Source organism: Agrobacterium radiobacter (genome assembly GCF_040801995.1).
GTDB lineage: Bacteria > Pseudomonadota > Alphaproteobacteria > Rhizobiales > Rhizobiaceae > Agrobacterium > Agrobacterium radiobacter.
On the sequence record NZ_JBEGHX010000003.1, the window covers coordinates 305,450 to 327,021 of the forward strand.

The following is a 21,572-nucleotide window of genomic DNA, read 5'->3' on the forward strand; positions in this document are numbered from 1 at the left end:
TATCCGGGAAGACGCCTCCGATGCTCAAAGGCCTGCGGATAGCAACGCTGGCGGGCGTCGCCATAGTCTCGCTGATGGCGGGGAATGCGTCAGAAGCCCTGGCAGCCGGGACGCTTCGTATCGGCATGACCGCCTCCGATATACCGCTCACCACAGGTCAAACGGATCAGGGTGGCGAAGGCCAGCGTTTCATGGGCTATACGCTTTACAATGCATTGATCGAATGGGACCTCTCGAGCGCAGACAAACCCTCGGCACTGATCCCGGCGCTTGCGACCTCCTGGGAGGTCGATCCCGCCGACAAGACAAAGTGGACGTTCAAACTGCGTGATGGCGTCAAATTCCATGACGGCAGCACATTCGATGCCGCCGCAGTGGTCTGGAACCTCGACAAGTTGCTGGTGAGCGATGCACCGCAGTTCGACAAGCGCCAGTCGGCACAGGGCAAGTCCCGCATTCCGGCAGTTGCCTCCTACAAGGTCATCGATCCGTTGACGGTAGAGATCGTCACCAAGACCCCCGACGCTACACTTCCCTACCAGTTGAGCTGGGTTCTGATGTCCTCCCCGGCGAATTGGGAAGCGCAAGGCAAGAACTGGGATGCAGTTGCCCAGAAGCCTTCCGGCACAGGCCCATGGAAAATGGAAAGCGGTTTTACACCGCGTGAACGGGCTGAGCTGACGGCCAACAAGGACTATTGGGACAAGGCGCGGGTGCCGAAGCTCGACAAGCTGGTTCTTGTGCCGCTTCCCGAACCCAATACACGCGTGGCAGCCCTGCGGTCCGGTCAGGTGGACTGGATCGAGGCACCGGCGCCGGATTCGGTCAAGTCTTTGAAGGATGCCGGTTTCAGTATCGTCACCAATTCCTATCCGCATAACTGGACGTGGCATCTGTCGCGCGTCGAAGGCTCACCGTGGAACGATATCCGCGTTCGCAAGGCTGCCAACCTTGCGGTTGACCGCGAAGGCCTCAATGAACTGCTCGGCGGTCTCTCCGTCCCGGCTCAGGGTTATCTGCCACCCGGGCATCAATGGTTCGGCAAGCCGACTTTCAAGCTTGAGTATAATGTCGAGGAAGCAAAAAAGCTGATGGCCGAAGCTGGATACGGCCCGGACAAGCCCATCACCACAAAGGTTGTGATCTCTTCATCCGGTTCGGGTCAGATGCTGCCGCTCGCCATGAACGAATACATCCAGCAGACCCTGTCGGAAATCGGCATCAATGTCGAATATGAGGTTGCCGACTGGAACACGGTTATCAACATCTGGCGCGCCGGTGCCAAAGACCCGAGCGCAAAGGGTGCCAGCGCCATCAACTACAGCTACTTCATCCAGGACCCTTTTACGGCATTGATCCGCCAGTCACAGTGCAATCTGGCGCCGCCAAACGGCACCAACTGGGGTTTTTACTGTGACCAGGAAATGGATGCCCTGTTCAGTCAGGTGCGCAACACCTTCGATGCGGCTGAGCAAGACAAGGTACTCCAGAAGATTCATGAGAAATATGTCAATGACGCGCTCTTCCTGATGGTGACGCATGACGTCAACCCGCGCGCCATGTCCACCAAGGTCAAGGGCTTTGTTCAGGCACAGAACTGGTTCCAGGACTTTTCGACGATCTCCATGGATCCCTGATTTTTGCACAGCGACAGGGCGGGAATGACCCCGCCCTGTCATTGCCGATGCCCGATCTGACTCTCACGAGGACATCATGCTGCTCTACGCCATAAAACGACTGTTGCATGTCATTCCCGTCGCGATCGGCGTGAGCATTGTGTGCTTCATGCTGATCCATATCGCCCCTGGTGATCCGCTTGCCGCGATTTTGCCCTCGGATGCCTCTGCGGAAATGCAGGCCCAGATGCGGGCGTTTTACGGCCTCGACCGTCCCTTGCCGGCGCAATATGCCCTTTGGGTGTGGCATGCCGTGCAGGGTGATCTTGGGACGTCGATAGCAACAGGGCGTCCCGTTCTCGCCGATATCATTGATGCGTCGATCAATTCGATCATTCTTGCCCTGTCTGCGGCGGTGATCGGTTTTGTTGGCGGAGCAACATTGGGATTTCTTGCCGGTGTCTTTCGCGGTGGATGGGTCGATCGTCTGTCATCGGGAATATCGATGCTTGGCGTCAGCGTGCCGCATTACTGGCTCGGCATGGTGCTGGTCATCACCTTTTCGGTCACGCTGGGCTGGTTGCCGGCGATGGGGGGCGGCCCTGGAGGGTCTTCCGGTCGAAGCTTCGGCTGGGAATATCTCCAGTATCTTGTTCTGCCGGCAGTCACGATGTCGGTCATTCCGATGGGGATTATCGCCCGCACGATCCGTTCGCTGGTAGCAGACATTCTTGCCCAGGATTTCACCCAGGCGCTTGCGGCCAAGGGGCTGATGCGAGGTCATATCCTGCGCCATGTCGTGCGCAACGCCGCGCCCACTGCACTTTCCGTCATGGGCCTGCAACTGGGATATCTTCTCGGCGGGTCAATTCTGATCGAGACGGTATTTTCCTGGCCCGGTACCGGCTTTCTTCTGAACGGTGCAATCTTCACCCGTGATTTGCCGATCCTGCAAGGCACCATCCTGGTGCTCGCGATGTTCTTCGTTGTCCTCAATCTTTTGGTCGACGTGTTGCAGAGCGCCATCGATCCCCGCATCCAGAGGAGCTGACAATGGCTGCCATCACCATAGCGTCCGAAATTCCCATCGAGAAAATTACCAAGTCTCCCGGCTTCTGGAGCGGCGTTTTGAGACGTCTCAGTCGCGATCCGGTCGCGATGGTGGCGCTGGCACTCCTCGTTCTTCTCATCCTTATTGCCATTTTCGCCCCTTATCTTGCGCCTTACGACCCGGCAAAGGGCAGTGTGATCCGCCGCCTGAAACCGATTGGAACGGAAGGATATATTCTCGGAACCGACGAACTCGGTCGCGATATGCTGTCACGTTTGATCTATGGGGCACGGCTGTCGCTGATCATGGGGGTCGTGCCGGTGCCTATCGCGTTTGTTATCGGCTCGGCAATCGGCATCATTGCCGGTTATACCGGCGGCTTAATCAACACCCTGATTATGCGCACGGTCGATGTTTTCTACGCTTTTCCGTCGGTTCTGCTTGCCGTCGCGCTGTCGGGAGCACTTGGGTCCGGCCTCACCAACGCGCTGGTGTCTTTGACGGTGGTGTTCATTCCGCAGATCGCCCGTATCGCCGAAAGCGTGACAACGCAGGTGCGAAAGCTGGATTACGTTGATGCGGCACGCGCATCGGGTGCCCCGGCCTTCACCATCATTCGTGTTCATATCCTTGGAAACGTGCTTGGCCCGATTTTTGTCTTCGCCACAAGCCTGATTTCGGTGTCGATGATCCTTGCATCAGGCCTGTCGTTCCTGGGGCTGGGTGTACGCCCGCCCGACGCAGAATGGGGGCTGATGCTCAATACGCTGCGCACGGCGATTTACACCAATCCCTTCGTCGCGGCTCTGCCCGGCGCGATGATCTTCATCACTTCGATCTGCTTCAACCTTTTCTCAGACGGGCTGCGCACAGCCATGGACGTGAAGTCATGATCAACATCGTTGGAAAACCGGCTTTGGAACTGCCTGTTGGTGAACGGGGTGGCCCTGCCCAGCCGTTGATCTCCGCTCGCGGGCTGCTCAAGCATTTCCCGGTCAAGGGCAGCGGCTTTCTCAAGCCGAAGAAAGTGGTGCGCGCTGTAGACGGGGTCGATTTCGATATTCTGAAAGGAGAGACGTTGGGTGTGGTCGGTGAAAGCGGCTGCGGCAAGTCGACGACGGCACGACTTTTGATGCAACTGATCGAACCGGACCAGGGCGAAATTCTCTTCGACGGTGAAACGGTTGGAGGCGCACTGCCGCTTTCGGCCTATCGCCGTCAGGTGCAGATGGTTTTTCAGGATAGTTATGCTTCCCTCAATCCGAGACTGACGATCGAGCAATCCATAGCATTTGCTCCACAGGTTCATGGAACGCCAGCCGCAAAGGCCATTGCGAGAGCACATGATCTGCTTCAACGCGTAGGTCTGGAGCCGTCGCGTTTTGCAGGCCGTTATCCTCATGAATTGTCCGGCGGCCAGAGGCAGCGCGTCAATATTGCCCGGGCGCTGGCGCTTGAGCCAAGGCTGGTCATTCTGGACGAGGCGGTCTCGGCCCTCGACAAGTCTGTGGAGGCGCAGGTTCTCAACCTGCTTCTCGACCTCAAACGCGATTTCGGCCTGACCTATCTGTTCATCTCACACGATCTCAATGTCGTGCGCTTCATGTGCGACAGGGTCATGGTCATGTATCTCGGCAAGGTAGCGGAAGTGGGCAGTCGCGATGCGATTTACGGCAATACGATTCACCCCTATTCGGCGGCACTTTTGGCCTCTATGCCGAAGATGGATCCGGCCGAGCGAACCGAAGCGCCGCCGTTGACGGGTGATCCGCCAAACCCGATCGATCCGCCCTCCGGTTGTCGCTTCCACACCCGCTGCAGTTTTGCGGAGGATGTCTGCCACCGGACATTGCCACCGTTGACCGGCATTTCCAGTGATCAGGCCGCAGCCTGTCTCATGGCGGTACCTGGTTCCGGCCATAGCCGCGCCCCTGTAATGATGGAGGCATGACCATGCAGAATGATGCGATGATCGATATCAGCAATCTTTCGGTAACGTTTCGGCGTGGCGGAAAGGCGGTAAAGGCCGTCAACGGTGTCAGCCTTTCCGTGAAGCCTGGAGAAGTGGTCGCCCTGCTCGGTGAATCCGGTTCGGGCAAAAGCGTGACGATGCGCTCATTGTTGCGGCTTCACCCCAAGGGAACCTTGATCGAAGGCGGAATGACGGTTGACGGGCATGATATCATGTCGCTTTCCAACCGTGCGCTTTCCGATCTGCGCGGGGCTGTCGTCTCCATGGTTTTTCAGGAGCCGCGTCTGGCGCTTGATCCCGTCTATACCGTTGGTCGGCAAATCGAGGAAACCATCATGCGGCATGAAAAGGTGTCACGCGGTTTAGCTGCCGAACGAGCGCTTGCCTTGTTCCAGAAAGTCCGTATTCCCTCGCCAGAGCGACGCCTTTCCAATTATCCTCACGAAATGTCGGGCGGTATGCTTCAGCGCGCCATGATCGCGATGGCGCTTGCGTGCAATCCCAAAGTTTTATTGGCCGACGAACCGACGACAGCACTGGATGCCACAGTCCAGATTCAGATCCTGCTGCTCATTCGCGAGCTGCAGCGGGAATATGGTCTGTCAGTCATCTTTGTCACCCATGACATCGGCGTGGCGGCCGAGGTGGCTGACCGTATTGCAGTCATGTATGCTGGGCGTATCGTCGAGGAGGGGCTGGTTGGCGATATCATCCGGAATCCGCGTCATCCCTATACGAAAGGCTTGCTTGGCGCGCGCGTCGAACTGGCCGAAGGACGCGACCGACTGGTCACCATTCCAGGCGCCCCACCCGATCTGGCGGCAATGCCACCGGGTTGCGCTTTTGCGCCGCGATGCGTGCAGGTGAGCGATCTTTGCCAAAAGCAAATCCCGCCACTCCTTCCGCTTTCCGGCGGTGCGGGTGTTGCCTGCCTTTTTCCCGATTGAACACCCTTGAATCCAGGCGCTACCCATAACAACCGAGCAGGACAAACAAACCCTCGTGGTCATGCAGGAACGATGAAACGCATAGGATTGATCAACCCGAATACCTCGCAAGCGACGACCGCGATGATGACAGATATCGCCCGTAGCTACCTTCCGGAGGGGTTTGCAATCGAAGGGCACACCGCGGCACATGGTGTACCCATGATCCTCAACGACGTCGAACTGGCCGCTGCCGCCGACAGCGTCGTGGAGACAGGGCGCGAGCTGGCCCGCCGGAACGACGGCCTCATTGTCTGCGCTTTCGGCGATCCAGGGCTGGAGCGCCTCGCTGTTGCATCCGGCGTTCCCACCGTCGGCATCTGTGAGGCCAGCATGATGGAAGCCGCGGCCGGTGATCGTCGTTTCGGGATCGCTACCGTGACCCCCGATTTGGTGGGCAGTTTTGCTGCAAAGGCGCAAACACTCGGCGTGGTGTCGCTTTTTACCGGTACACGACTAACCAGGGGAGATCCACAGCACCTGGCTTCAGACCCGGCAGCATTGCAGACAGCGCTGGAAATCGCTGTTCGGGAGTGTTTCGAGCGAGACGGCGCCGATGTCGTCATCATAGGTGGTGGCCCACTGGGACAAGCGGCTGACAACCTGCAGCGTATCGTGTCCATGCCAATTATTGCACCAATCCGGTCAGCTGTGGAGCTGCTCATCCGCACAATGGAGCTTGATGGAGGGACAAACCCCTCGCAACGGTAACGCATATCGGCTTGCCAGTCATGCAAACTGTCGCTTTTTCTATTGCAAGCCGCACCAGGGCGACTGAAGATTGTGGCGTTGAGATTTCACCGGAGCATCGTGTGCCCAAGGAAAGATCATTCCTGTTCCGCGTTAGGCAATCCCTGCCGGATCTTCACCCCGCAGAAAAGCGGATTGGAGAATTCGTTTGCGATTTTCCCGGCGAACTCGCCAGTTATTCTGCCCAGGAGCTTGCAGCACTGGCGCATGTTTCCAAGGCAACCGTGACACGTTTCATCCGGCGGCTTGGCTACGAAAATTATGAGGAAGCCAGACGACACGCCAGGGCGGAGAAGCAGACGGGTTCGAGGCTCTTTCTGGCGCGGGCTGCCGATGCTGGAGCCAGACAATCGATCAAGGCGCATGTCGCACAGGCTCTCCTCAATATCGAAGCCACATTTTTCGGAATTTCGGAAAACCAGATCGACGGTGCCGTCACAGCACTACTTCTTGCACGCAAGGTCTGGGTGATAGGCTTCCGCAGCAGCTACCCCTTTGCAGCCTATCTCCAATGGCAGCTTACTCAGGTCATCGAAAGCATTATCGTTATCCCGGGTGCCGGGCAGACCATGGGCGAGCATCTGGTCAGCATTGGTGAACATGACGTCGTGATTTTCTTCGGACTGCGTCGAAGAACCAGCCAATCCGATGGGATCGTCGATCAGGTGAGACACTCGAAGGCAAAGCTTCTTTACGTGACCGACGAGGGCGCTCCCTTTGAGACGAAGGCGACGTGGCACTTTCAGTGCCAGACGCTCGCGCCAGGACCGCTCTTTAATCATACGGCGGTGATGGCTCTCTGCCATCTTCTCATAACCCGTTGCCTTGAAAAGGCGGGGGCGACCGGTCGCACCCGCCTGCGCAATATAGAGGCCCTTAACGAAACACTGGACGAACTGTGAGTGACTTGCCGCTTGGCACAGATCGAACAGGCGTGGCTATCCGTCACCGACTTGGTCGGTGGCGTCGCCACCTACCGCACGTTTGGATTTTTGTCGCGAGGCTTCCTGAATGCAACAAGAGAATTGCAGTCAGGGGCAAGTAGGTCATGTTTCTCGGCAAAAGCGACAAAAAGGCTCCGCGCGGTCTCGGCTTCAATTTCATCGGACAACGCTGCCCGGCACGCGTTGACAGCGACAGCGTGCGCTCTGTCTCTGAGGGCCTGCGGCCACTCGCACAGATGCCGGTACGCCTCCGTCACCCCGCGTATCTCGACCGGAAAACCCAGCCCCACAAGAACGGTGACCGGTTCATGAAACATTCCTGGTTTCATTTTTCTCTCCTTCCCAATCCTGACACATTATGGAGAGCCGTCTGAGCGGGTCTCCTGGACAAGGTCCGTTTAAGCTGCCTCCTGCGCGTCGATCTGGACTGATGCAGGCGATGCAAGCGCGGGTGAGTCCGCTCGGATCTCGATTTTTCGCGGCTTGAGCGCTTCCGGTATCTCCCTGACAAGACTGATTGTCAGGAGACCGTTTCGGAGATCGGCGCTGCTGACCCTGACATGGTCGGCAAGCTCAAAGCGATGCTCGAACGGACGGCCTGCGATGCCGCGGTGCAGATAGCCGTTCCCGGCGTTTTCCTGCCTCCTCCCGCTGACCTTCAAGAGATTTGACTGAAAGGTAATTTCGAGCTCATCGGGTGAAAAACCGGCTACCGCAAGTGCGATGCTGTAGGTTTCTTCGCCAGTCTTTAGAATGTCGTAGGGCGGCCAGTCGTTGAGCTGGCGCGCGCGCTGTGCATTTTCAAGCAGATTGAACACCCTGTCGAAACCGATCGTCGACCGGAATAACGGTGCATAGTCAAAAGAGGTCGTCATAGCCATATTCTCCTTGAAGCAACATGGGCATGGAAGCACCGTAAGACAGCGCCTCCATTCGGCCGGTCCAACTTTCAGCAACCGGCGCATAACGATTTGGTTTTCAGATCCGGTTGTTCAAGAGGGAACATAAAAAAATCCGAGCCGGGCGAATGAGCGCGCATCTCGGCGTCATAAAGCGCTCGAAAAATGACGACTAGCGGCCAACGGGCTGTGAGGTTTCCGTTCCCAAGAGAGGGAATGGCGTAGAATCGAAGCGCCGGCGCGCGGTAATCTGGGACACTTAACTTCTTCCAGGTGTTGGTAGAGCCCGTCGTATCAGTGAGACGGACGGAATGGAGCATGCACGGTTCACGGACGAGCAGATCATCGGGATACTGAAACACCAAGAGCGGCCTGAGGACGGCCGTGATCGCGACCTCAGAGCCTCCGCAATGGCTACGACGCAACGGGAAGCACGTTCTCGCTCGGCCCTTGTCATTCCCACGGAGCTTTCCCGACCGTATGATGACCTATTTTTTGTGGTTGCCCGAAAGAGCAGCCGTCATGCCAAGACCGATATACACGAAACCACTGACCCAGCGTTCAGCTTTCAGGTAGACAGGACTACGCTTCAGCCAGTTGCCCGCCGTGCCGGCAGCAAGTGCATAGGCGCCATCCGTGAGCACGCCGATCGCTGTGTAGAGAATCCCGAGGAATGCGACCTGCATTGCCACATGGCCACGGTCGACCTCAACGAACTGCGGCAGGAATGCCAGAAAGAACAGCGCGGTCTTCGGATTGAGGAGGTTGACTATGAAACCCTCACGAAAGATGCGCATGCGGCTACGCGCCGGCACCATCCCTTCTATGTCCGGAAGATCCGATGGGCCGAAGAGCTTCTTGAGACCAAGCCAGATCAGATAGGCCGCGCCCGCATACTTTACCACGCTGAAAGCGAGAGCAGACGACGCCAGAAGCGCCGACAGCCCCACAGCGGCTGCGACGACATGAACCAGCGTGGCCGAATGTATGCCGAGAATCGAAACGAGACCGGCGGAACGACCTTGCTCGACGGAGCGCGCGAAGATGTAAAGAACCGCCGGTCCCGGCACGAGAAGCAGCACCAGCGTGGCGCTGACGAACAGGCTGAGATTGGCGGTGCTGGGAATTATCAAGTCCATGGTTGTCCTACTCCCCTCTTTGCTACAATAGAGATAGCATCGGACCGTGTCCGATGCGAGATCAGCTTGCTGTGTCGTCGCCGGGAATTTCCGCGATCGAGCCGCCTGGATTTTTTCACTGTAGCTGGGTCTCGCCAACCCCGTCCAGAGAATTGTCCGGATCTTCCGGCGCGTTGGCGGGACCTGGCGCTATGGCGCCCAGGCCTTCGCGGATGGAACGTCCCGCTTCCTTATCCGGAGGAACGCACCATCCCTTTTAATGGAGCTGACGGGTTCGACACGCTACTGGCAACGTCTCGCTGCAACATCAGCGTGAGGATCCACAACGACGTATCGGTGTGCCGCCGGCGTCAAATACCGGTCTCGCGGCATATCACCACACGCCAGCCGTCAGGATCCTGATAGGTGAAGCTGCGCTCGAGCCAGTATGGATTTTCCGGTTCCAGGGGCGCATAACCCATTCCTTGCATCCGCTCGTTGAGGCGATCATAAGCATCAGGCTCGGTGATGTATAGCACCAGCAGATTATCGAAGCTTGGAGCGGGACACGAACTGCCCTCTGCGTGTCGGGTAAATTCAAGATGCACAGACTTGCCGGGTAGGCCGAGCATGATGCCATCGTAGCCGGCGTGAGCTTCGAATCGGGCGAGCTCCGGCAGGCCCAGGCCACCGCGATAAAACGCGACTACGTCCTCAAGCTTGTCGGTCGGCCTGGCAATGCGCACCTGCACCGGTACAGCGTCACCGCCCAGCGAATATACGCTCGGGAAGGTTCTGTCGTGATTATCCATGGTATTTCTCCTGCTGGTCAGGATTGAGTGGGAAGTTGCGACACCTGGCGCACCGTTCGCCAAAGAACTGGGCTCTGCATGACCAGGACACCGGCGACAACCAGCAGCGCTCCTGCGAGACGATATCCGGAAATCGGCCTTGCCGTGAAACCGACAATACCGAAATAGTCGATCGTGATCGAAGCGAGGATCTGGCCCGCAATGACTGCCGTCATGAAGCCCGCAGCCCCGAGCTTCGTGGCAAGAAGGAGCGCCACCGTGATGTAGGTCACTCCGGCAATGCCTCCGATCCAGATCCACTTCGGCTGGACGGAGAGATTTGCGATCGTCGGCGCGGAAACGCGCAACGCAATCATCAAGGGTACGACGAGGATGGCGCTTGTCACAAGCGATACCACTGTCGCCCAGAGGGGGTGGCCAAGAGCGCGGCCGAGCGCCGCATTCGCGCCGGCCTGGAAGGGGACAAGAGCGCCAGAGATCAGCGCAGCAACGAGGAAAGCCAAAGGCTGCATGAGAAGATGTCCTTTCGCGACTTGAACAGGCTCTTCTTCTAATTATGCATCTGGACTATGTGAAATTCAGATTACGGCGGGTATCATGCACAGCATGAATAATCTTCGCGGTGTGGACCTCAACCTTCTGGTAGTACTCGATGCGTTGCTATCCGAGCGCCACGTATCACGCGCGGCGCTGCGACTGAACATGAGTCAGCCGGCGGTCAGCCACGCGCTGGCGAGATTGCGCGTGCTTCTTGAAGATCCTCTCTTTACGCGCCACAGCGGCGGTCTGTCACCGACCATCCGCGCGCTCGAACTCTCACAGCCGGTGAAGGAAGCGCTTGCCCAGATACGCGCGGTGCTTGGGCCCGGCGGGTTCGATCCGGCGCGAGGCCGGCACGTTTTCAGGTTGGCAATGTCGGATTACGGCGCCAGCATCATCCTGCCCGAACTGATGTCGCTGATAGGGCGATCGGCGCCGGGCATAGATCTGTCAATCACTCAGCTGAGCCGGGAAGGAATGGTCGCCGGGGTGGTCGACGGAGATATAGATCTGGGCCTTGGCGTGTTTCCGCACCTGCCTGCCCAGATTCACTCCGAGTTATTGTTTTCGGACCAGTATGTCTGCCTTGTAGATCGCGCTACTCTTCCGCCATTGGCCGACCGGATTGACCTGGATGCCTATCTCGCCCGCCCCCATGCGCTGGTCGCCGTTCATGGTGAGGCATCGACAGAGATTGATGAGACCATTCACACGGCAGGATTCAGTCGCCGGGTGGCGCTGGTGCTCCCGCACTGGAGCGTCGCGCCAAATACAATTATCGGGACCGACCTCATTCTCACAGTCGCCGCGAAAAGCCTGGAGACGCTTCGGCGCCACAAGAGATTGGTCATACTGCCTTCGCCAATCGAGTTCCCTCCGGTCCCGTTCACGCTGATCTCGCACAAGAGGCGACAGGCCGATCCCGCACTCCGATGGATCCGGGCCGCGATCAGTGCGATCGCGCATCCAGTTTCGCCGGGCAATAATCAAAGAAGTCGACCTAGAGCCTGATTTCCGGCGATCCGAGATGTCCGTTCGACCTTGACGTGCGATTGAACTACTGTTGTTCCGACCCCGAAAGGACGTCGGCGCATATAAGTTCTGAGTGAAGGGTGGGGCGGGAGTTCGAGGGGCGGGGCGTCAGGGGAGCCACCTCGAAGGTGGCCGGGTTCCTCGCAAAATCCGGTCTGTGGTTTCACCGCATCTCCCGGCGTTGCCATTGGTGGCATCTAGCAAACAATTTCAAGCGTCAATCCACTCAGGGCGCAAAGTTGTGAGGCAACACGACTGGCGCTGTTAGAATCAGGGCAATCCGTGATGGCTTCGCAACCACCCTCTTTGAGGTGCCCATAAATTGTGAAGATCGAAGCCTCTTTGGGAGAATATCCGCCCTCGATACAGTCCGCACCCTCGTCAGCAGCTTCAAGAGTTGTGAACCTGCTCCAATCCGTCTCCTTCAAAGCCGTGCAGCAATTGAACAGCTCCGCCGAAAAGAGTGACGAGGCGGGGCGCATCAATGTGCACCCTTCAGCCTGGCCTTCTCGGCTCCAAGGAGCCAGAGCGCCTTGTTGAGCTTGATGTCCTGATCGATGCCGGTAAACGGCGCGGGATGTGACACGCCGGCGGCGGCCATGAATTGGCCGGAAGCGCTCTGATCTGCTTTCGTGTGCCTACGTTGCGAAGATCGATGGCGCGGTCTTGCGCAGTTCGTCTTCGGTCAAGGCGCGGCCGGTGTCGAAACATGCGGTGCTGGGGTATACGGTCATGACAGGCTCTCCGTTGTTGCCACAGTTCAGGAGCAAGCCCCGCAGTGGGTGAAGCCTTTACCCACCGTTCCGGTGGATGTGCTCTCACATCCTCCGGAACGAAGGGGGAGGGCGAAGTCCGCTCCCCGGTGATCGGTGGGGCTGGTCGTGGGTCCGGCGACTGAAAACCGGTTTTATGATGAACGGACAGGCGCGAGCCTGCTTGCCCATTGGCGAGATCAACCGAGCATCGTAGGGCGGGAAGACAGGAATGGGCAATGCGCCTTGTGGGATGGACGGCCTGGGCAGTCCTGTTCAAACGCGGCAATCAGGGCGGCCTTGGGCCGCCCGGCAATCCATTAGCCCGTCAGACGCAGACGCGCGTTTTCAAACGGATAGCCATCATCGTCGACAGGACGGCGTGAGAGCTCCCTGAAACCCAGTTCGGTATAGAAGGACATTGCCTGCCGGTTTTCGATGTAAACATCGAGAGAAAGTTCTCCCCTGAGACCGAGAGCATGAGCAATGAGCCGGCGTCCGATTCCACGGCCCTGACGGTTTGGAGAAACAAATATTCCTCCGACGAATGTGTCGAGCAGGCTGATAAAGCCGCAGGGCAGATCGTGAATGGTCGCCACCCAGGTTTCGGCGCTGGGCAGATATTGATTTTCAATGAGCGCTCGCTGCTCGACCAAACGCGCTTCGCCTATAAACGGATGGACCACGCGTGACGCCTCCAGCCAGATGAGTGAGAGCTCTTGTGTGTCCTTTGCCGGCGCATAAGGCCGGATCAATACATCATGGTTCTTCATGAGAACTCCGAAGAAAAATATGCCAAGAGGTCCGGCAACCTCTACGGTGCCGGGCAAGACCGCTACGTGCGGCTACAATGGCTGCCTCTGCGCATAATCCTCCTTCTGCTGATGAGCTCTTCTAGAGCCCTGAAAGATGATGGTCAATTTCCATGTCGGGTCGCCGGATCGACACCGCCAGCAGTCCTCGTGATGAGGCACCACAACCCGGGCCGGGGAGAACCGACAATATCAGGCGAAGGCACTGGCCAGATCAACAATCGTTGTCGCCGCAAAACGGGTTCGAAGGGTGTGTTCGGCGTCTGTCATCGCCTCGCCCAGAAACATATTCACAGCACCCTCGACAGGACAGGCGCTATGGTCGTTCGAAAGGGCAATCGAAAACGCCGATCCGATCGTCAGCGCATCGTGGACCTGCTCGACGGTAATCTGGTCGGCTCCCCTTGCAAACCGCCAGCCACCGCTTCGCCCTCCCGCTGATTTCACGATCCCGTACTCCTTCAGGGCAGCCATTGTCCTGCGCACCACGACCGGATTGGTGTTCAGCATTTTCGCGATTGTTTCGGAAGTTTCACTCCCGCCGAGCAGATGCATGTGAACAAGTACGTGAAGCATGCGGGAAAGTCGGGTGTCTGACATTTCGTAACTTTCCATGTTTCGGAAACTTGACGTGAAGTTTTCCGTAACATAAATTGTTTCGGAATAACAGAGGAACTCGTCATGCCGTCTCGCAAGCTGGTCGCCAACGGACTCAGGATGCATGTTGAGGAGGAGGGGGAAGGACCGGTTGTCCTTTTGGCTCACGGATTTCCCGAAACCTCCTACGCCTGGAGACACCAGCTTGTCGCACTGGCAAGAGCCGGCTTTCGCGCCGTCGCACCTGATATGCGGGGCTATGGAGAAACAGAAAGTCCAACGTCAGCCAGCAGGTATTCCATTTTTGACCTGGTGGGCGATCTTGTGGGCCTGCTCGATGCACTGAACTGCGACAGGGCTGTCATTGTGGGCAACGACTGGGGAAGTACAGTGGCCTGGCAGGCAGCCCTTATGCGCCCGGACCGCTTCAGAGGCGTTGTTGCAATAGGCGTTCCCATGATGGGCTCCCCGCCGGTACCGCCGACAAGTCTCTTTCCACAATCCGACACCGAATTGTTCTACACCCTTTATTTTCAGGAGCCCGGGATCGCCGAAGCTGAATTTGAGCGGGATATCGGCGCGACGCTTCGCAAGATTTTGTTTTCCGCATCGCGGGAGGCGGGAGCACGCGAGGAAGGCGACGGGACGCCTGATCCGTTCGGCATGGTATCGCCCATGAAGGGGATGCTCGCGCCCTTGCCGGCGCCCGACATCCTGCCGCAATGGTTGAGCGAGACTGATTTCGCCCATTATGTCGACGCCTTTGGCCAAACCGGTTTCAGCGGCGGGCTTAACTACTATCGCAACCTCGACGCCAACTGGAACCTGCAACGTTCGCTTCACGGTCTGAAAGTGGAGGTTCCGGCGGTCTATATGGTGGGAGAGCAGGATCCGGGATTGAGCATGCCTGCCATGCGACAGATCATTGACGCCATGCCCGAGCTTGTTCCCAACCTGACGCGGAGCTTCATAATACCGGATTGCGGACACTGGGCACCTCAGGAGAAACCGCATGAGGTTAGTGAAGCGATCATTGCATTTGCGAGGTCCTTGCAAAATTGCAAATAACGATGCCGCCCAAACCCGTTGGCCCCTTTGCGCCAGGACCTCACCGGTGCAACAGGTGATGACTGCAGCCGCCAGCAAAGCGCGGAGGGATTGGGTGGGAGACGATGGCCGTCGCCAGTTCTTCCGACGGCTCGCTAAACCCACGCGCCGGCACCCCTCAGCCGATCGCAATATGACCGGTCGGGGTTAACGCCCGTGACCAGGAACACCCCGCCCGAAGATGGCACGATGCTGCGTCCGGTCACTCATCCGGCCTCTTGCTGCTTCGTCCTTTCGTGCGATCTGTCGCGATGGAAACCCAGCCGGTTCAGTCCGGCTATGACTTCCGGCGCGTTCATGAACAGTTCCCAAATCAGACCGCTCCGGTCGTTCTCCATCATGGCGACGACTGGCCCCTGATTGATCGCAAGATGCGTTTTGGAGACCCAGCCTGTTGATGGCTGAAAAGAATCCATCAAGCCAAAGCGGCCGACGAGCGCCCCGCCATGCCATCGCAGAAAGCGCAGCGCCGCCTGGCGTGCACGCTGCGGCAGGAACGGCATGCTTGAGAGGGCAGCCGTTGTTGCGATGATGCCATGATCATCGGTTGGAGAGTTCACGAGATAACCTTTCGGCCCGTCACAGGCGGACAAGCCCCATCCTGCTTCACCTGCATAGCGCGTGCGACAGTACCGGTAATTGATCAGGCAATGTGCGTGAACCTGTTCCAGATAGTCGCTGCAATAGGCATCACCGAGACCTCTCGGATCAAGCGTGCAGAACGAATAGTGCGACAGGAAGAGCGGACCTCCAAAAGGCTCGCCAAGCGGGAGGCGCACACCGAAATATGACGATCCGTTCCTGATTGCGCCATCGCGTGCCCACCCGGAATGATAGGTTTCCCGGCCGACCGGATGCGCCGTTGAACCTGCCGCCAGCACATAACAAACCAGAGCCTCGTTCCAGCCGGCGATCGGCAGATTTTTCGACCATGCATATCGCGGGCTCCAGTGCCAGAAAAGCGGCCCGGTCTTACCCCTGGTAAACCAGCTCCACTCCACCGTTTCGACGATTTCTTCAATGGATCGGCGAAGCTTGATCTCGGCGGATGTCTGCCCGCCAAAGAACTCACGCACGCAGATCAGCGCCTGAACCAGAAGCGCGGTTTCAACGAGATCACCGCCGTCGTCGAATTTCGCGAAGGGAAGCGTCTTTCCGCTGGACGCGTTGACGAAGTGAGGAAAAGCGCCATGGAACCGCTTGACCGCAGCCAGCGATTCCAGCATGCGGCCGGCCCGCGCAATAGCATCCCGGCGTGTTATCCAGGTACGATGAACGCCAACGATGAGCGACAGGAAACCAAACCCCACCCCGGAGATTGATGTGATCTCATGGATCGGCAAACCGTCGGCTCGCATCCGGTCCCTTGGCAGCCCGCTTTCGGGATGGCTTCCGGACCAGAAATAGTCGAAGGTACTGCGATGCAAGCTGTCAAGTTGACTGGATAATTCGTCTGTCACTTCCGACCTCGGGAGAACCCTGTGATCGAGGGCAATACTCGGCCAAGGCTTATCCGACTCGGCCTCTGTTTCCAACCGGAGGCAGATTGAGCGGGTATGCACATCGGAATAGAACCTGGGAGAACCTTGGCAGCTCCACGGGAACACCGGAAATTTTGCGTGGTGAAATGGGCAGGGCGAACAAGAGACAGAAGACCAATGATCCTCTCAATGTCCAACGTCAGGAAGTCCTATCAGACAGCGGAAGGCAACGTCCCGGTGCTGAAGGGCGTTGATCTTTCGCTACAGGCCGGCGAAAGCCTGGCCCTGACAGGAGAATCCGGCAGCGGCAAGAGTACACTTCTGCATCTGGCCGGCGGACTCGATCTGCCGGACAGCGGCACTATTGCGGTGAGCGGCAGGTCTGTCAGCGGCCTCGATGATGCAGGTCGCGCAAGTTTCCGGCGCCGGGAGGTCGGGCTTATCTTCCAGCAGTTTAATCTCATCCCGAGCCTTAATGTCAGCTCGAACGTCTCGTTCCACGCGAGACTGGCAGGGCGGTTCGACCCGTCATGGCAGGAAGAACTCGTCGGGGTACTGGGAATCGGAGAGTTGCTCGGGCGTTACCCCGAGCAACTCTCCGGCGGTCAGCAGCAGCGGGTTGCAATCGCACGCACACTTGCGGCAAGACCGTCCCTCATCCTCGCCGATGAGCCGACCGGCAATCTCGATGAGGCGACGGCTGACCTCGTCATAGAAATCATGCTGAGCCTGACAAGATCAGCAAGGATCGCGCTTCTCCTCGTTACCCATTCAAATCGCCTGGCGGCAAAACTCGATCGGCGCATCATCCTCAGCGGCGGGAAGGTTTTGCCATGAACCATACCGCCTTCCGGGCGCTGCTCTCCCACTGGCGCTACAGACCGCTCCAGTTTTTCACCCTCATTCTGGGTGTTGCGCTGGCGACCGGCCTTTGGTCGGCCGTCCAGGCAATCAACGCCGAAGCGCGGGCAAGTTATGACCGGGCAGCCTCGGTCCTGGCACAGAACCAGCTTGATCAGCTTGTGGCGAAGGACGGCGGGAAGATTCCGTTGCAGACATATGTCCGGCTTCGCAGGGCGGGTCTGGATGTCTCCCCGGTGATCGAAGGCGAGTACAGGTTTGGTACGACGCGTCTCAGGCTCGTCGGTATCGATCCATTGACAATGCCCTCCGGGCAAATCGTTCTTCCGCCCTCCGACCCGTCGGCTCTGATTGATTTCATGCGGGAGCCCGGCCAGATGATTGTCTCGCCGGCAACGGCTGCCAGACTCAACGATACCTCCGGCCTTTTAATCAGGACGGCGAAAGACATCCCGGACGATGCAGCTTTTGTCGATATTTCAACGGCGGACCGACTGTTGAAACGAAATGGCGACCTGAGCAGGATCGTCATTGTCGCTTCGCGAAACGCCGATTATCAGACGCCCGGGCCCCTTCCGCCCGACCTTTCCCTGAGAAAAGCCGGCAGCCGGTCCGATATCGCAAGGCTGACCGACAGCTTTCATCTCAGTCTCACAGCATTTGGGTTTCTTGCCTTTGTTGTCGGTCTTTTCATCGTCTATTCCGCGACAGGCCTTTCGTTCGAACAGCGGCGCGGTACATTCAGAACCATGAGATCGCTTGGGGTTTCGCACAGTTCCCTCATGGTGATGCTCGTGACCGAGACAACGTTTTTTGCGCTGGTGTCGGGTGCCCTTGGTGTTGTGCTCGGTTATGTCGTTGCGTCGGCACTTTTGCCGGGTGTTGCCGCGAGCTTGCGCGGCCTTTACGGCGCAACTGTCGCCGGCTCATTGTCATTCCGTCCGGAATGGTGGCTGGCGGGAATTGTCATTGCATTGATCGGGACGCTGCTATCCTCGCTTCAACATTTCTGGCACGTCTGGCGCATGCCGCTTTTGTCGGCGGCACAGAGCAGGGCCTGGACCATGGCATCTACCCGAGGGCTGACGTTTCAGGCAGGCGCTGGAATGTTGCTGCTTATTTTGTCCGGCGTGCTTGCATCGCTGGGACACGGGCTCGTTTCAGGTTTTGCGGTATTGGGGACACTGCTTCTCGGCGCAGCATTCATTCTTCCGGCCCTTTTGGCGCTCGGACTGAAAGTCGGCGAAGATGTATCCCGACATGTGTTGGCGGGGTGGTTTTTTGCCGATACACGCCAGCAACTGCCCGGGCTTTCTCTCGCCCTGATGGCATTGCTGCTGGCGTTGTCAGCCAATATCGGCGTCGGGACCATGGTTTCCAGTTTCCGGCAAACATTCCTGGGCTGGCTCGACCAGCGCCTGGCGGCGGAAGTCTATGTGACGGCGCGCGACGAGGGCGAAGCGGCACGCCTGCGGCAATGGTTTCCGGACCACACAAGAGCGGTTTTGCCTGTCTGGAGCGCGAAAGGTGAAATCGCCGGGCAACAGGTCCAGATTTTCGGCGTGGCTGATGACGCTACATACAGGGATCACTGGCCGTTGATCCTGGGCTCTGCCGCGACCTGGGACGAAATCGCGGCAGGACGAGGCGCACTGGTCAACGAGCAGTTCTGGAGGACAGGGAAGGCCTCGCTCGGCGAACAGATCGAATTGCCCGGAGGCTGGAGCGCTACGGTCGTTGGTGTCTTTTCCGACTACGGCAACCCGACAGGCCAGGTTATCATCGGTGTCGATGCTTTGGTTCAGCACTATCCGGACATCGAAAAACTTCGATACGGCCTCCGCATGGAACCGGGAATGGTCGAGGATTTCAGGCGCCGCCTGATGAAGGATTTCGGCCTGCCGGACGCGAATATTGTCGATCAGGCTTCGCTGAAACGTCAGTCAGCCGCGATCTTCGAACAGACATTTGCGGTTACCGGCGCGCTCAACGTCCTGACGCTTGCGGTGGCGGGTTTCGCCATGTTTTCGAGCCTGCTGACGCTTGCCTCGCTCCGCCTGCCCCAGCTTGCCCCTGTCTGGGCGCTTGGCCTTCGTCGTCGCCATCTTGCCATACTTGAGGTCCTGCGAACGCTTGCCTTGTGGCTGGCCACCTTTGTCGCTTCCATCCCGGTCGGGCTGGGACTGGCCTGGGTTCTGCTGGCGATCATTAATGTAGAGGCCTTCGGATGGCGATTGCCCCTGATCCTGTTTCCGCTGGACTGGCTCAGGCTCGGCTTCACCGCTCTGCTTGCGGCCTTTGTTTCGGTTCTGATACCGGTCCGCCGGCTGGCCAAGACGGAACCGGCCGACCTTCTGAGGATATTCGCCAGTGAACGCTAAAATTCTCCTTCTGCTCCTTTCCGCAAACTGCATTTTGGCGCCGACCGGCATACTGGCCCAAGGCTTTGCGGGCCTGGGGTCGAATGCCGAAGGCTTCAGTATTCCGAAACGCGGGGTGCCGCTTGTTTTTCCAGGAGATCACGGGGCGCATCCAGATTTCAGGATCGAATGGTGGTATGTTACCGCAAATCTCCAGAAGGCAGATGGACAACGGATGGGCGCTCAATGGACGCTCTTTCGTTCCGCGCTTCAACCAACCGAACGCGCGGGGTGGACCGATCCGCACATATGGATCGGGCACGCAGCCGTCACCACTGCCAGTGGTCACTACGTTACCGAAAGGCTGGCAAGGGGAGGGGTCGGCCAGGCGGGTGTCGACGTTGAACCCTTCGAAGCCTGGATTGACAACTGGCAAATGAAATCGACGGGTACGGATCTCCACGACCCACTCGACCAACTGGAACTCAACGCTGACGGCAACCACTTCCAATATAACCTGAAGCTTCGGGCGCTCGGGCCGCTGATACGCCAGGGAGACGGTGGATACTCCGTGAAATCGGCGGAAGGGCAGGCAAGCTATTATTATTCTCAACCCTTCTACGATGTCAGCGGCAGCGTTCGTGTCGACGGCGATATTCAAAAGGTAACCGGCAAGGCATGGCTCGATCGGGAGTGGTCGTCCCAGCCACTGGCTGCCAATCAGACGGGCTGGGACTGGTTTTCGCTCCACCTGACGTCAGGCGAAAAACTCATGGCATTCCGGCTGCGCGATGACAATGGCGGCTATATTTCCGCCAACTGGATTTCAGCAGATGGCAAGACGACAACCATCGATCCGGGGGACATCATCCTCACCCCTTTGCGGACCGCTGACGTGAAGGGCAAGGCAGTCCCGGTCGAGTGGAGCATCAGGATACCGGGGCGCGGCCTCGACATTAAAACACTGCCCCTTAACGAGCAGGCATGGATGGCGACATCGACACCCTACTGGGAAGGACCGATAGAGTTTAAAGGGAGCATTTCGGGACAAGGCTATCTGGAGATGACCGGTTATTAAACCTCACGACCTCCCGGGAGATGATGGTCTTCGTTTTGAGCGATGCCTCCGGTGCGAATGCCGTATGCGGGACAGATAGCGGCGGGCCAGAAAAAGGGAAAAGTGTTGTGTGGGGAGGTTCGTTGGTCGCCGCCAGGCCCGCGTCCAGCGCGTGCACCGGTTCCCGGCCCCGCGGAAAAGTCCGACACGTTTCAGCCCGCTTTTCATTGTTTTCGGAACATTGGGCGCCGATGCTGGTTAGAAGATTCCCGCATGACGATCCGGTCAAAGCCCAAACATGGTCAGGCCGGGGAAGTCTCTGCCGGGAGCAAACTTTAACGGAGGTTGAATTGAACAAATTTCTCGTCATCGGATGCGTAGGACTGTGTCTGACAGCTTGCACATCGACAGAAAAAGGTGCCGGGATTGGCGCTGCAACAGGCGCCGTCGTCGGTGGCGCAGCCACAGGCAACGTTCGCGGCGCCGCAGTCGGTGCTGCCATCGGTGGCGTATCCGGCGCCTTGATCGGAAACGTAGCAGGACAGCCCGGCCGTTGTTACTATCGCGACAGCGACGGAAACCGCTACGTTGATCGATGCTGATCTGTCCGGCCTTTATCGTCGAACATAGCTGACGGTCGGCTACGAAGCCGCGCCGTATGACAGCGGCTTGTAGCCTTGATTTTATATCTGTTGGCTTCAATCCCCGGCCTGATGGGTGCTTCGGAGTAAGCTGGTGTGGGCGTGCTCGTCGATACCGGAATGGCACCAATCGACCGGCCCGGGGGCGACGCCATAGAGCGTGCCAGTGACCCGCATGTGCTGT

The 21,572-nt window shown here is 58.3% G+C and carries 22 protein-coding genes; 13 read left to right on the forward strand and 9 right to left on the reverse strand.

From position 1 onward, the window contains the following. Positions 1-74 precede the first annotated feature (74 nt). The 7 genes from MRBLRC7O_RS25030 (at position 75) to MRBLRC7O_RS25060 (ending at position 7,277) form a co-directional block, all read left to right on the forward strand. On the forward strand, positions 75-1,637 hold the full coding sequence (locus tag MRBLRC7O_RS25030; RefSeq protein ID WP_223568952.1) for an ABC transporter substrate-binding protein: 1,563 nt from the start codon (positions 75-77) through the stop codon (positions 1,635-1,637). A 76-nt stretch (positions 1,638-1,713) separates the two neighbouring features. Beyond that, positions 1,714-2,667 (forward strand): ABC transporter permease, encoded by a 954-nt coding sequence (locus MRBLRC7O_RS25035; RefSeq protein WP_020808191.1) that lies wholly within the window; start codon positions 1,714-1,716, stop codon positions 2,665-2,667. Between the two features lie 2 nt (positions 2,668-2,669). Then, entirely contained in the window at positions 2,670-3,560 is an 891-nt protein-coding gene (locus tag MRBLRC7O_RS25040; protein ID WP_087747324.1) for an ABC transporter permease, read from the forward strand. Then, positions 3,557-4,618 (forward strand): ABC transporter ATP-binding protein, encoded by a 1,062-nt coding sequence (locus MRBLRC7O_RS25045; protein ID WP_080865380.1) that lies wholly within the window; start codon positions 3,557-3,559, stop codon positions 4,616-4,618. Before MRBLRC7O_RS25040 ends, MRBLRC7O_RS25045 begins: the two co-directional genes overlap by 4 nt. Further along, complete coding sequence (locus MRBLRC7O_RS25050; protein WP_020808188.1) at positions 4,615-5,586, forward strand: ABC transporter ATP-binding protein; 972 nt, start codon at positions 4,615-4,617, stop codon at positions 5,584-5,586. The genes MRBLRC7O_RS25045 and MRBLRC7O_RS25050 overlap by 4 nt, the downstream gene beginning before the upstream one ends. Before the next feature lie 72 nt (positions 5,587-5,658). Next, the gene (locus tag MRBLRC7O_RS25055; protein ID WP_112540365.1) at positions 5,659-6,336 is read left to right on the forward strand and encodes an aspartate/glutamate racemase family protein; all 678 of its coding nucleotides are present in this window, start codon (positions 5,659-5,661) and stop codon (positions 6,334-6,336) included. Positions 6,337-6,437: 101 nt separating this feature from the next. Further along, a complete protein-coding gene (locus MRBLRC7O_RS25060; RefSeq protein ID WP_112540363.1) occupies positions 6,438-7,277 on the forward strand; it encodes a MurR/RpiR family transcriptional regulator in 840 nt (279 codons plus the stop codon). 71 nt (positions 7,278-7,348) lie between these two features. Here the strand turns inward: MRBLRC7O_RS25060 and MRBLRC7O_RS25065 are convergent, their stop codons facing one another. The 5 genes from MRBLRC7O_RS25065 to MRBLRC7O_RS25085 form a co-directional block, all read right to left on the reverse strand. After that, entirely contained in the window at positions 7,349-7,648 is a 300-nt protein-coding gene (locus MRBLRC7O_RS25065) for a DUF982 domain-containing protein (protein ID WP_020808185.1), read from the reverse strand. A 69-nt stretch (positions 7,649-7,717) separates the two neighbouring features. Continuing rightward, a complete protein-coding gene (locus tag MRBLRC7O_RS25070; protein ID WP_020808184.1) occupies positions 7,718-8,194 on the reverse strand; it encodes an Hsp20 family protein in 477 nt (158 codons plus the stop codon). Between the two features lie 512 nt (positions 8,195-8,706). Beyond that, complete coding sequence (locus MRBLRC7O_RS25075; RefSeq protein WP_020808183.1) at positions 8,707-9,357, reverse strand: LysE family translocator; 651 nt, start codon at positions 9,355-9,357, stop codon at positions 8,707-8,709. A 350-nt stretch (positions 9,358-9,707) separates the two neighbouring features. Further along, complete coding sequence (locus tag MRBLRC7O_RS25080; RefSeq protein ID WP_020808182.1) at positions 9,708-10,148, reverse strand: VOC family protein; 441 nt, start codon at positions 10,146-10,148, stop codon at positions 9,708-9,710. Between the two features lie 17 nt (positions 10,149-10,165). Next, positions 10,166-10,660, reverse strand: a complete 495-nt coding sequence (locus MRBLRC7O_RS25085) for a DMT family transporter (RefSeq protein ID WP_112208200.1) — start codon at positions 10,658-10,660, stop codon at positions 10,166-10,168. Between the two features lie 85 nt (positions 10,661-10,745). Here MRBLRC7O_RS25085 and MRBLRC7O_RS25090 point away from each other — a divergent pair, with 85 nt between their 5' ends. Then, positions 10,746-11,699, forward strand: coding sequence for a LysR family transcriptional regulator (locus tag MRBLRC7O_RS25090; protein WP_087747319.1), 954 nt, complete (start codon positions 10,746-10,748; stop codon positions 11,697-11,699). Between the two features lie 659 nt (positions 11,700-12,358). On the opposite strand, the gene MRBLRC7O_RS25095 is transcribed toward MRBLRC7O_RS25090, so the two are convergent. The 3 genes from MRBLRC7O_RS25095 to MRBLRC7O_RS25105 all read right to left on the reverse strand — a co-directional run bounded on the left by MRBLRC7O_RS25095 (position 12,359) and on the right by MRBLRC7O_RS25105 (position 13,884). Continuing rightward, positions 12,359-12,454 carry a phosphoribosylamine-glycine ligase gene (locus tag MRBLRC7O_RS25095; protein ID WP_111785164.1) on the reverse strand — a complete coding sequence of 32 codons (96 nt, stop codon included), beginning with the start codon at positions 12,452-12,454 and terminating at the stop codon, positions 12,359-12,361. Between the two features lie 338 nt (positions 12,455-12,792). Continuing rightward, entirely contained in the window at positions 12,793-13,245 is a 453-nt protein-coding gene (locus tag MRBLRC7O_RS25100) for a GNAT family N-acetyltransferase (RefSeq protein ID WP_111797429.1), read from the reverse strand. Between the two features lie 231 nt (positions 13,246-13,476). Next, entirely contained in the window at positions 13,477-13,884 is a 408-nt protein-coding gene (locus tag MRBLRC7O_RS25105) for an RrF2 family transcriptional regulator (protein WP_020808177.1), read from the reverse strand. Between the two features lie 81 nt (positions 13,885-13,965). On the opposite strand from MRBLRC7O_RS25105, the gene MRBLRC7O_RS25110 reads away from it, so the two are divergent. After that, on the forward strand, positions 13,966-14,949 hold the full coding sequence (locus MRBLRC7O_RS25110; RefSeq protein ID WP_112540355.1) for an alpha/beta fold hydrolase: 984 nt from the start codon (positions 13,966-13,968) through the stop codon (positions 14,947-14,949). A gap of 245 nt (positions 14,950-15,194) precedes the next feature. On the opposite strand, the gene MRBLRC7O_RS25115 is transcribed toward MRBLRC7O_RS25110, so the two are convergent. Further along, entirely contained in the window at positions 15,195-16,346 is a 1,152-nt protein-coding gene (locus MRBLRC7O_RS25115; protein ID WP_111785167.1) for a glucoamylase family protein, read from the reverse strand. Positions 16,347-16,646: 300 nt separating this feature from the next. Here MRBLRC7O_RS25115 and MRBLRC7O_RS25120 point away from each other — a divergent pair, with 300 nt between their 5' ends. From MRBLRC7O_RS25120 to MRBLRC7O_RS25135, 4 genes are all read left to right on the forward strand, one after another. Then, complete coding sequence (locus tag MRBLRC7O_RS25120; RefSeq protein ID WP_112540353.1) at positions 16,647-17,306, forward strand: ABC transporter ATP-binding protein; 660 nt, start codon at positions 16,647-16,649, stop codon at positions 17,304-17,306. Then, positions 17,303-19,711, forward strand: a complete 2,409-nt coding sequence (locus MRBLRC7O_RS25125) for an ABC transporter permease (protein ID WP_112540351.1) — start codon at positions 17,303-17,305, stop codon at positions 19,709-19,711. The genes MRBLRC7O_RS25120 and MRBLRC7O_RS25125 overlap by 4 nt, the downstream gene beginning before the upstream one ends. After that, positions 19,701-20,768 carry a lipocalin-like domain-containing protein gene (locus tag MRBLRC7O_RS25130; RefSeq protein ID WP_020808174.1) on the forward strand — a complete coding sequence of 356 codons (1,068 nt, stop codon included), beginning with the start codon at positions 19,701-19,703 and terminating at the stop codon, positions 20,766-20,768. Before MRBLRC7O_RS25125 ends, MRBLRC7O_RS25130 begins: the two co-directional genes overlap by 11 nt. A gap of 329 nt (positions 20,769-21,097) precedes the next feature. Next, entirely contained in the window at positions 21,098-21,349 is a 252-nt protein-coding gene (locus tag MRBLRC7O_RS25135) for a YMGG-like glycine zipper-containing protein (RefSeq protein ID WP_020808173.1), read from the forward strand. Positions 21,350-21,572: the final 223 nt, after the last annotated feature.

Excerpts from the sequence above, each read along its gene's own strand:
- MRBLRC7O_RS25030 (WP_223568952.1), top strand. The coding sequence starts at position 75 with ATGGCGGGGAATGCGTCAGAAGCCCTGGCAGCCGGGACGCTTCGTATC.
- MRBLRC7O_RS25035 (WP_020808191.1), top strand. The coding sequence starts at position 1,714 with ATGCTGCTCTACGCCATAAAACGACTGTTGCATGTCATTCCCGTCGCG.
- MRBLRC7O_RS25040 (WP_087747324.1), top strand. The coding sequence starts at position 2,670 with ATGGCTGCCATCACCATAGCGTCCGAAATTCCCATCGAGAAAATTACC.
- MRBLRC7O_RS25045 (WP_080865380.1), top strand. The coding sequence starts at position 3,557 with ATGATCAACATCGTTGGAAAACCGGCTTTGGAACTGCCTGTTGGTGAA.
- MRBLRC7O_RS25050 (WP_020808188.1), top strand. The coding sequence starts at position 4,615 with ATGACCATGCAGAATGATGCGATGATCGATATCAGCAATCTTTCGGTA.
- MRBLRC7O_RS25055 (WP_112540365.1), top strand. The coding sequence starts at position 5,659 with ATGAAACGCATAGGATTGATCAACCCGAATACCTCGCAAGCGACGACC.
- MRBLRC7O_RS25065 (WP_020808185.1), bottom strand. The coding sequence starts at position 7,648 with ATGAAACCAGGAATGTTTCATGAACCGGTCACCGTTCTTGTGGGGCTG.
- MRBLRC7O_RS25070 (WP_020808184.1), bottom strand. The coding sequence starts at position 8,194 with ATGACGACCTCTTTTGACTATGCACCGTTATTCCGGTCGACGATCGGT.
- MRBLRC7O_RS25075 (WP_020808183.1), bottom strand. The coding sequence starts at position 9,357 with ATGGACTTGATAATTCCCAGCACCGCCAATCTCAGCCTGTTCGTCAGC.
- MRBLRC7O_RS25080 (WP_020808182.1), bottom strand. The coding sequence starts at position 10,148 with ATGGATAATCACGACAGAACCTTCCCGAGCGTATATTCGCTGGGCGGT.
- MRBLRC7O_RS25085 (WP_112208200.1), bottom strand. The coding sequence starts at position 10,660 with ATGCAGCCTTTGGCTTTCCTCGTTGCTGCGCTGATCTCTGGCGCTCTT.
- MRBLRC7O_RS25090 (WP_087747319.1), top strand. The coding sequence starts at position 10,746 with ATGCACAGCATGAATAATCTTCGCGGTGTGGACCTCAACCTTCTGGTA.
- MRBLRC7O_RS25095 (WP_111785164.1), bottom strand. The coding sequence starts at position 12,454 with ATGACCGTATACCCCAGCACCGCATGTTTCGACACCGGCCGCGCCTTG.
- MRBLRC7O_RS25100 (WP_111797429.1), bottom strand. The coding sequence starts at position 13,245 with ATGAAGAACCATGATGTATTGATCCGGCCTTATGCGCCGGCAAAGGAC.
- MRBLRC7O_RS25105 (WP_020808177.1), bottom strand. The coding sequence starts at position 13,884 with ATGTCAGACACCCGACTTTCCCGCATGCTTCACGTACTTGTTCACATG.
- MRBLRC7O_RS25110 (WP_112540355.1), top strand. The coding sequence starts at position 13,966 with ATGCCGTCTCGCAAGCTGGTCGCCAACGGACTCAGGATGCATGTTGAG.
- MRBLRC7O_RS25115 (WP_111785167.1), bottom strand. The coding sequence starts at position 16,346 with ATGCGAGCCGACGGTTTGCCGATCCATGAGATCACATCAATCTCCGGG.
- MRBLRC7O_RS25120 (WP_112540353.1), top strand. The coding sequence starts at position 16,647 with ATGATCCTCTCAATGTCCAACGTCAGGAAGTCCTATCAGACAGCGGAA.
- MRBLRC7O_RS25125 (WP_112540351.1), top strand. The coding sequence starts at position 17,303 with ATGAACCATACCGCCTTCCGGGCGCTGCTCTCCCACTGGCGCTACAGA.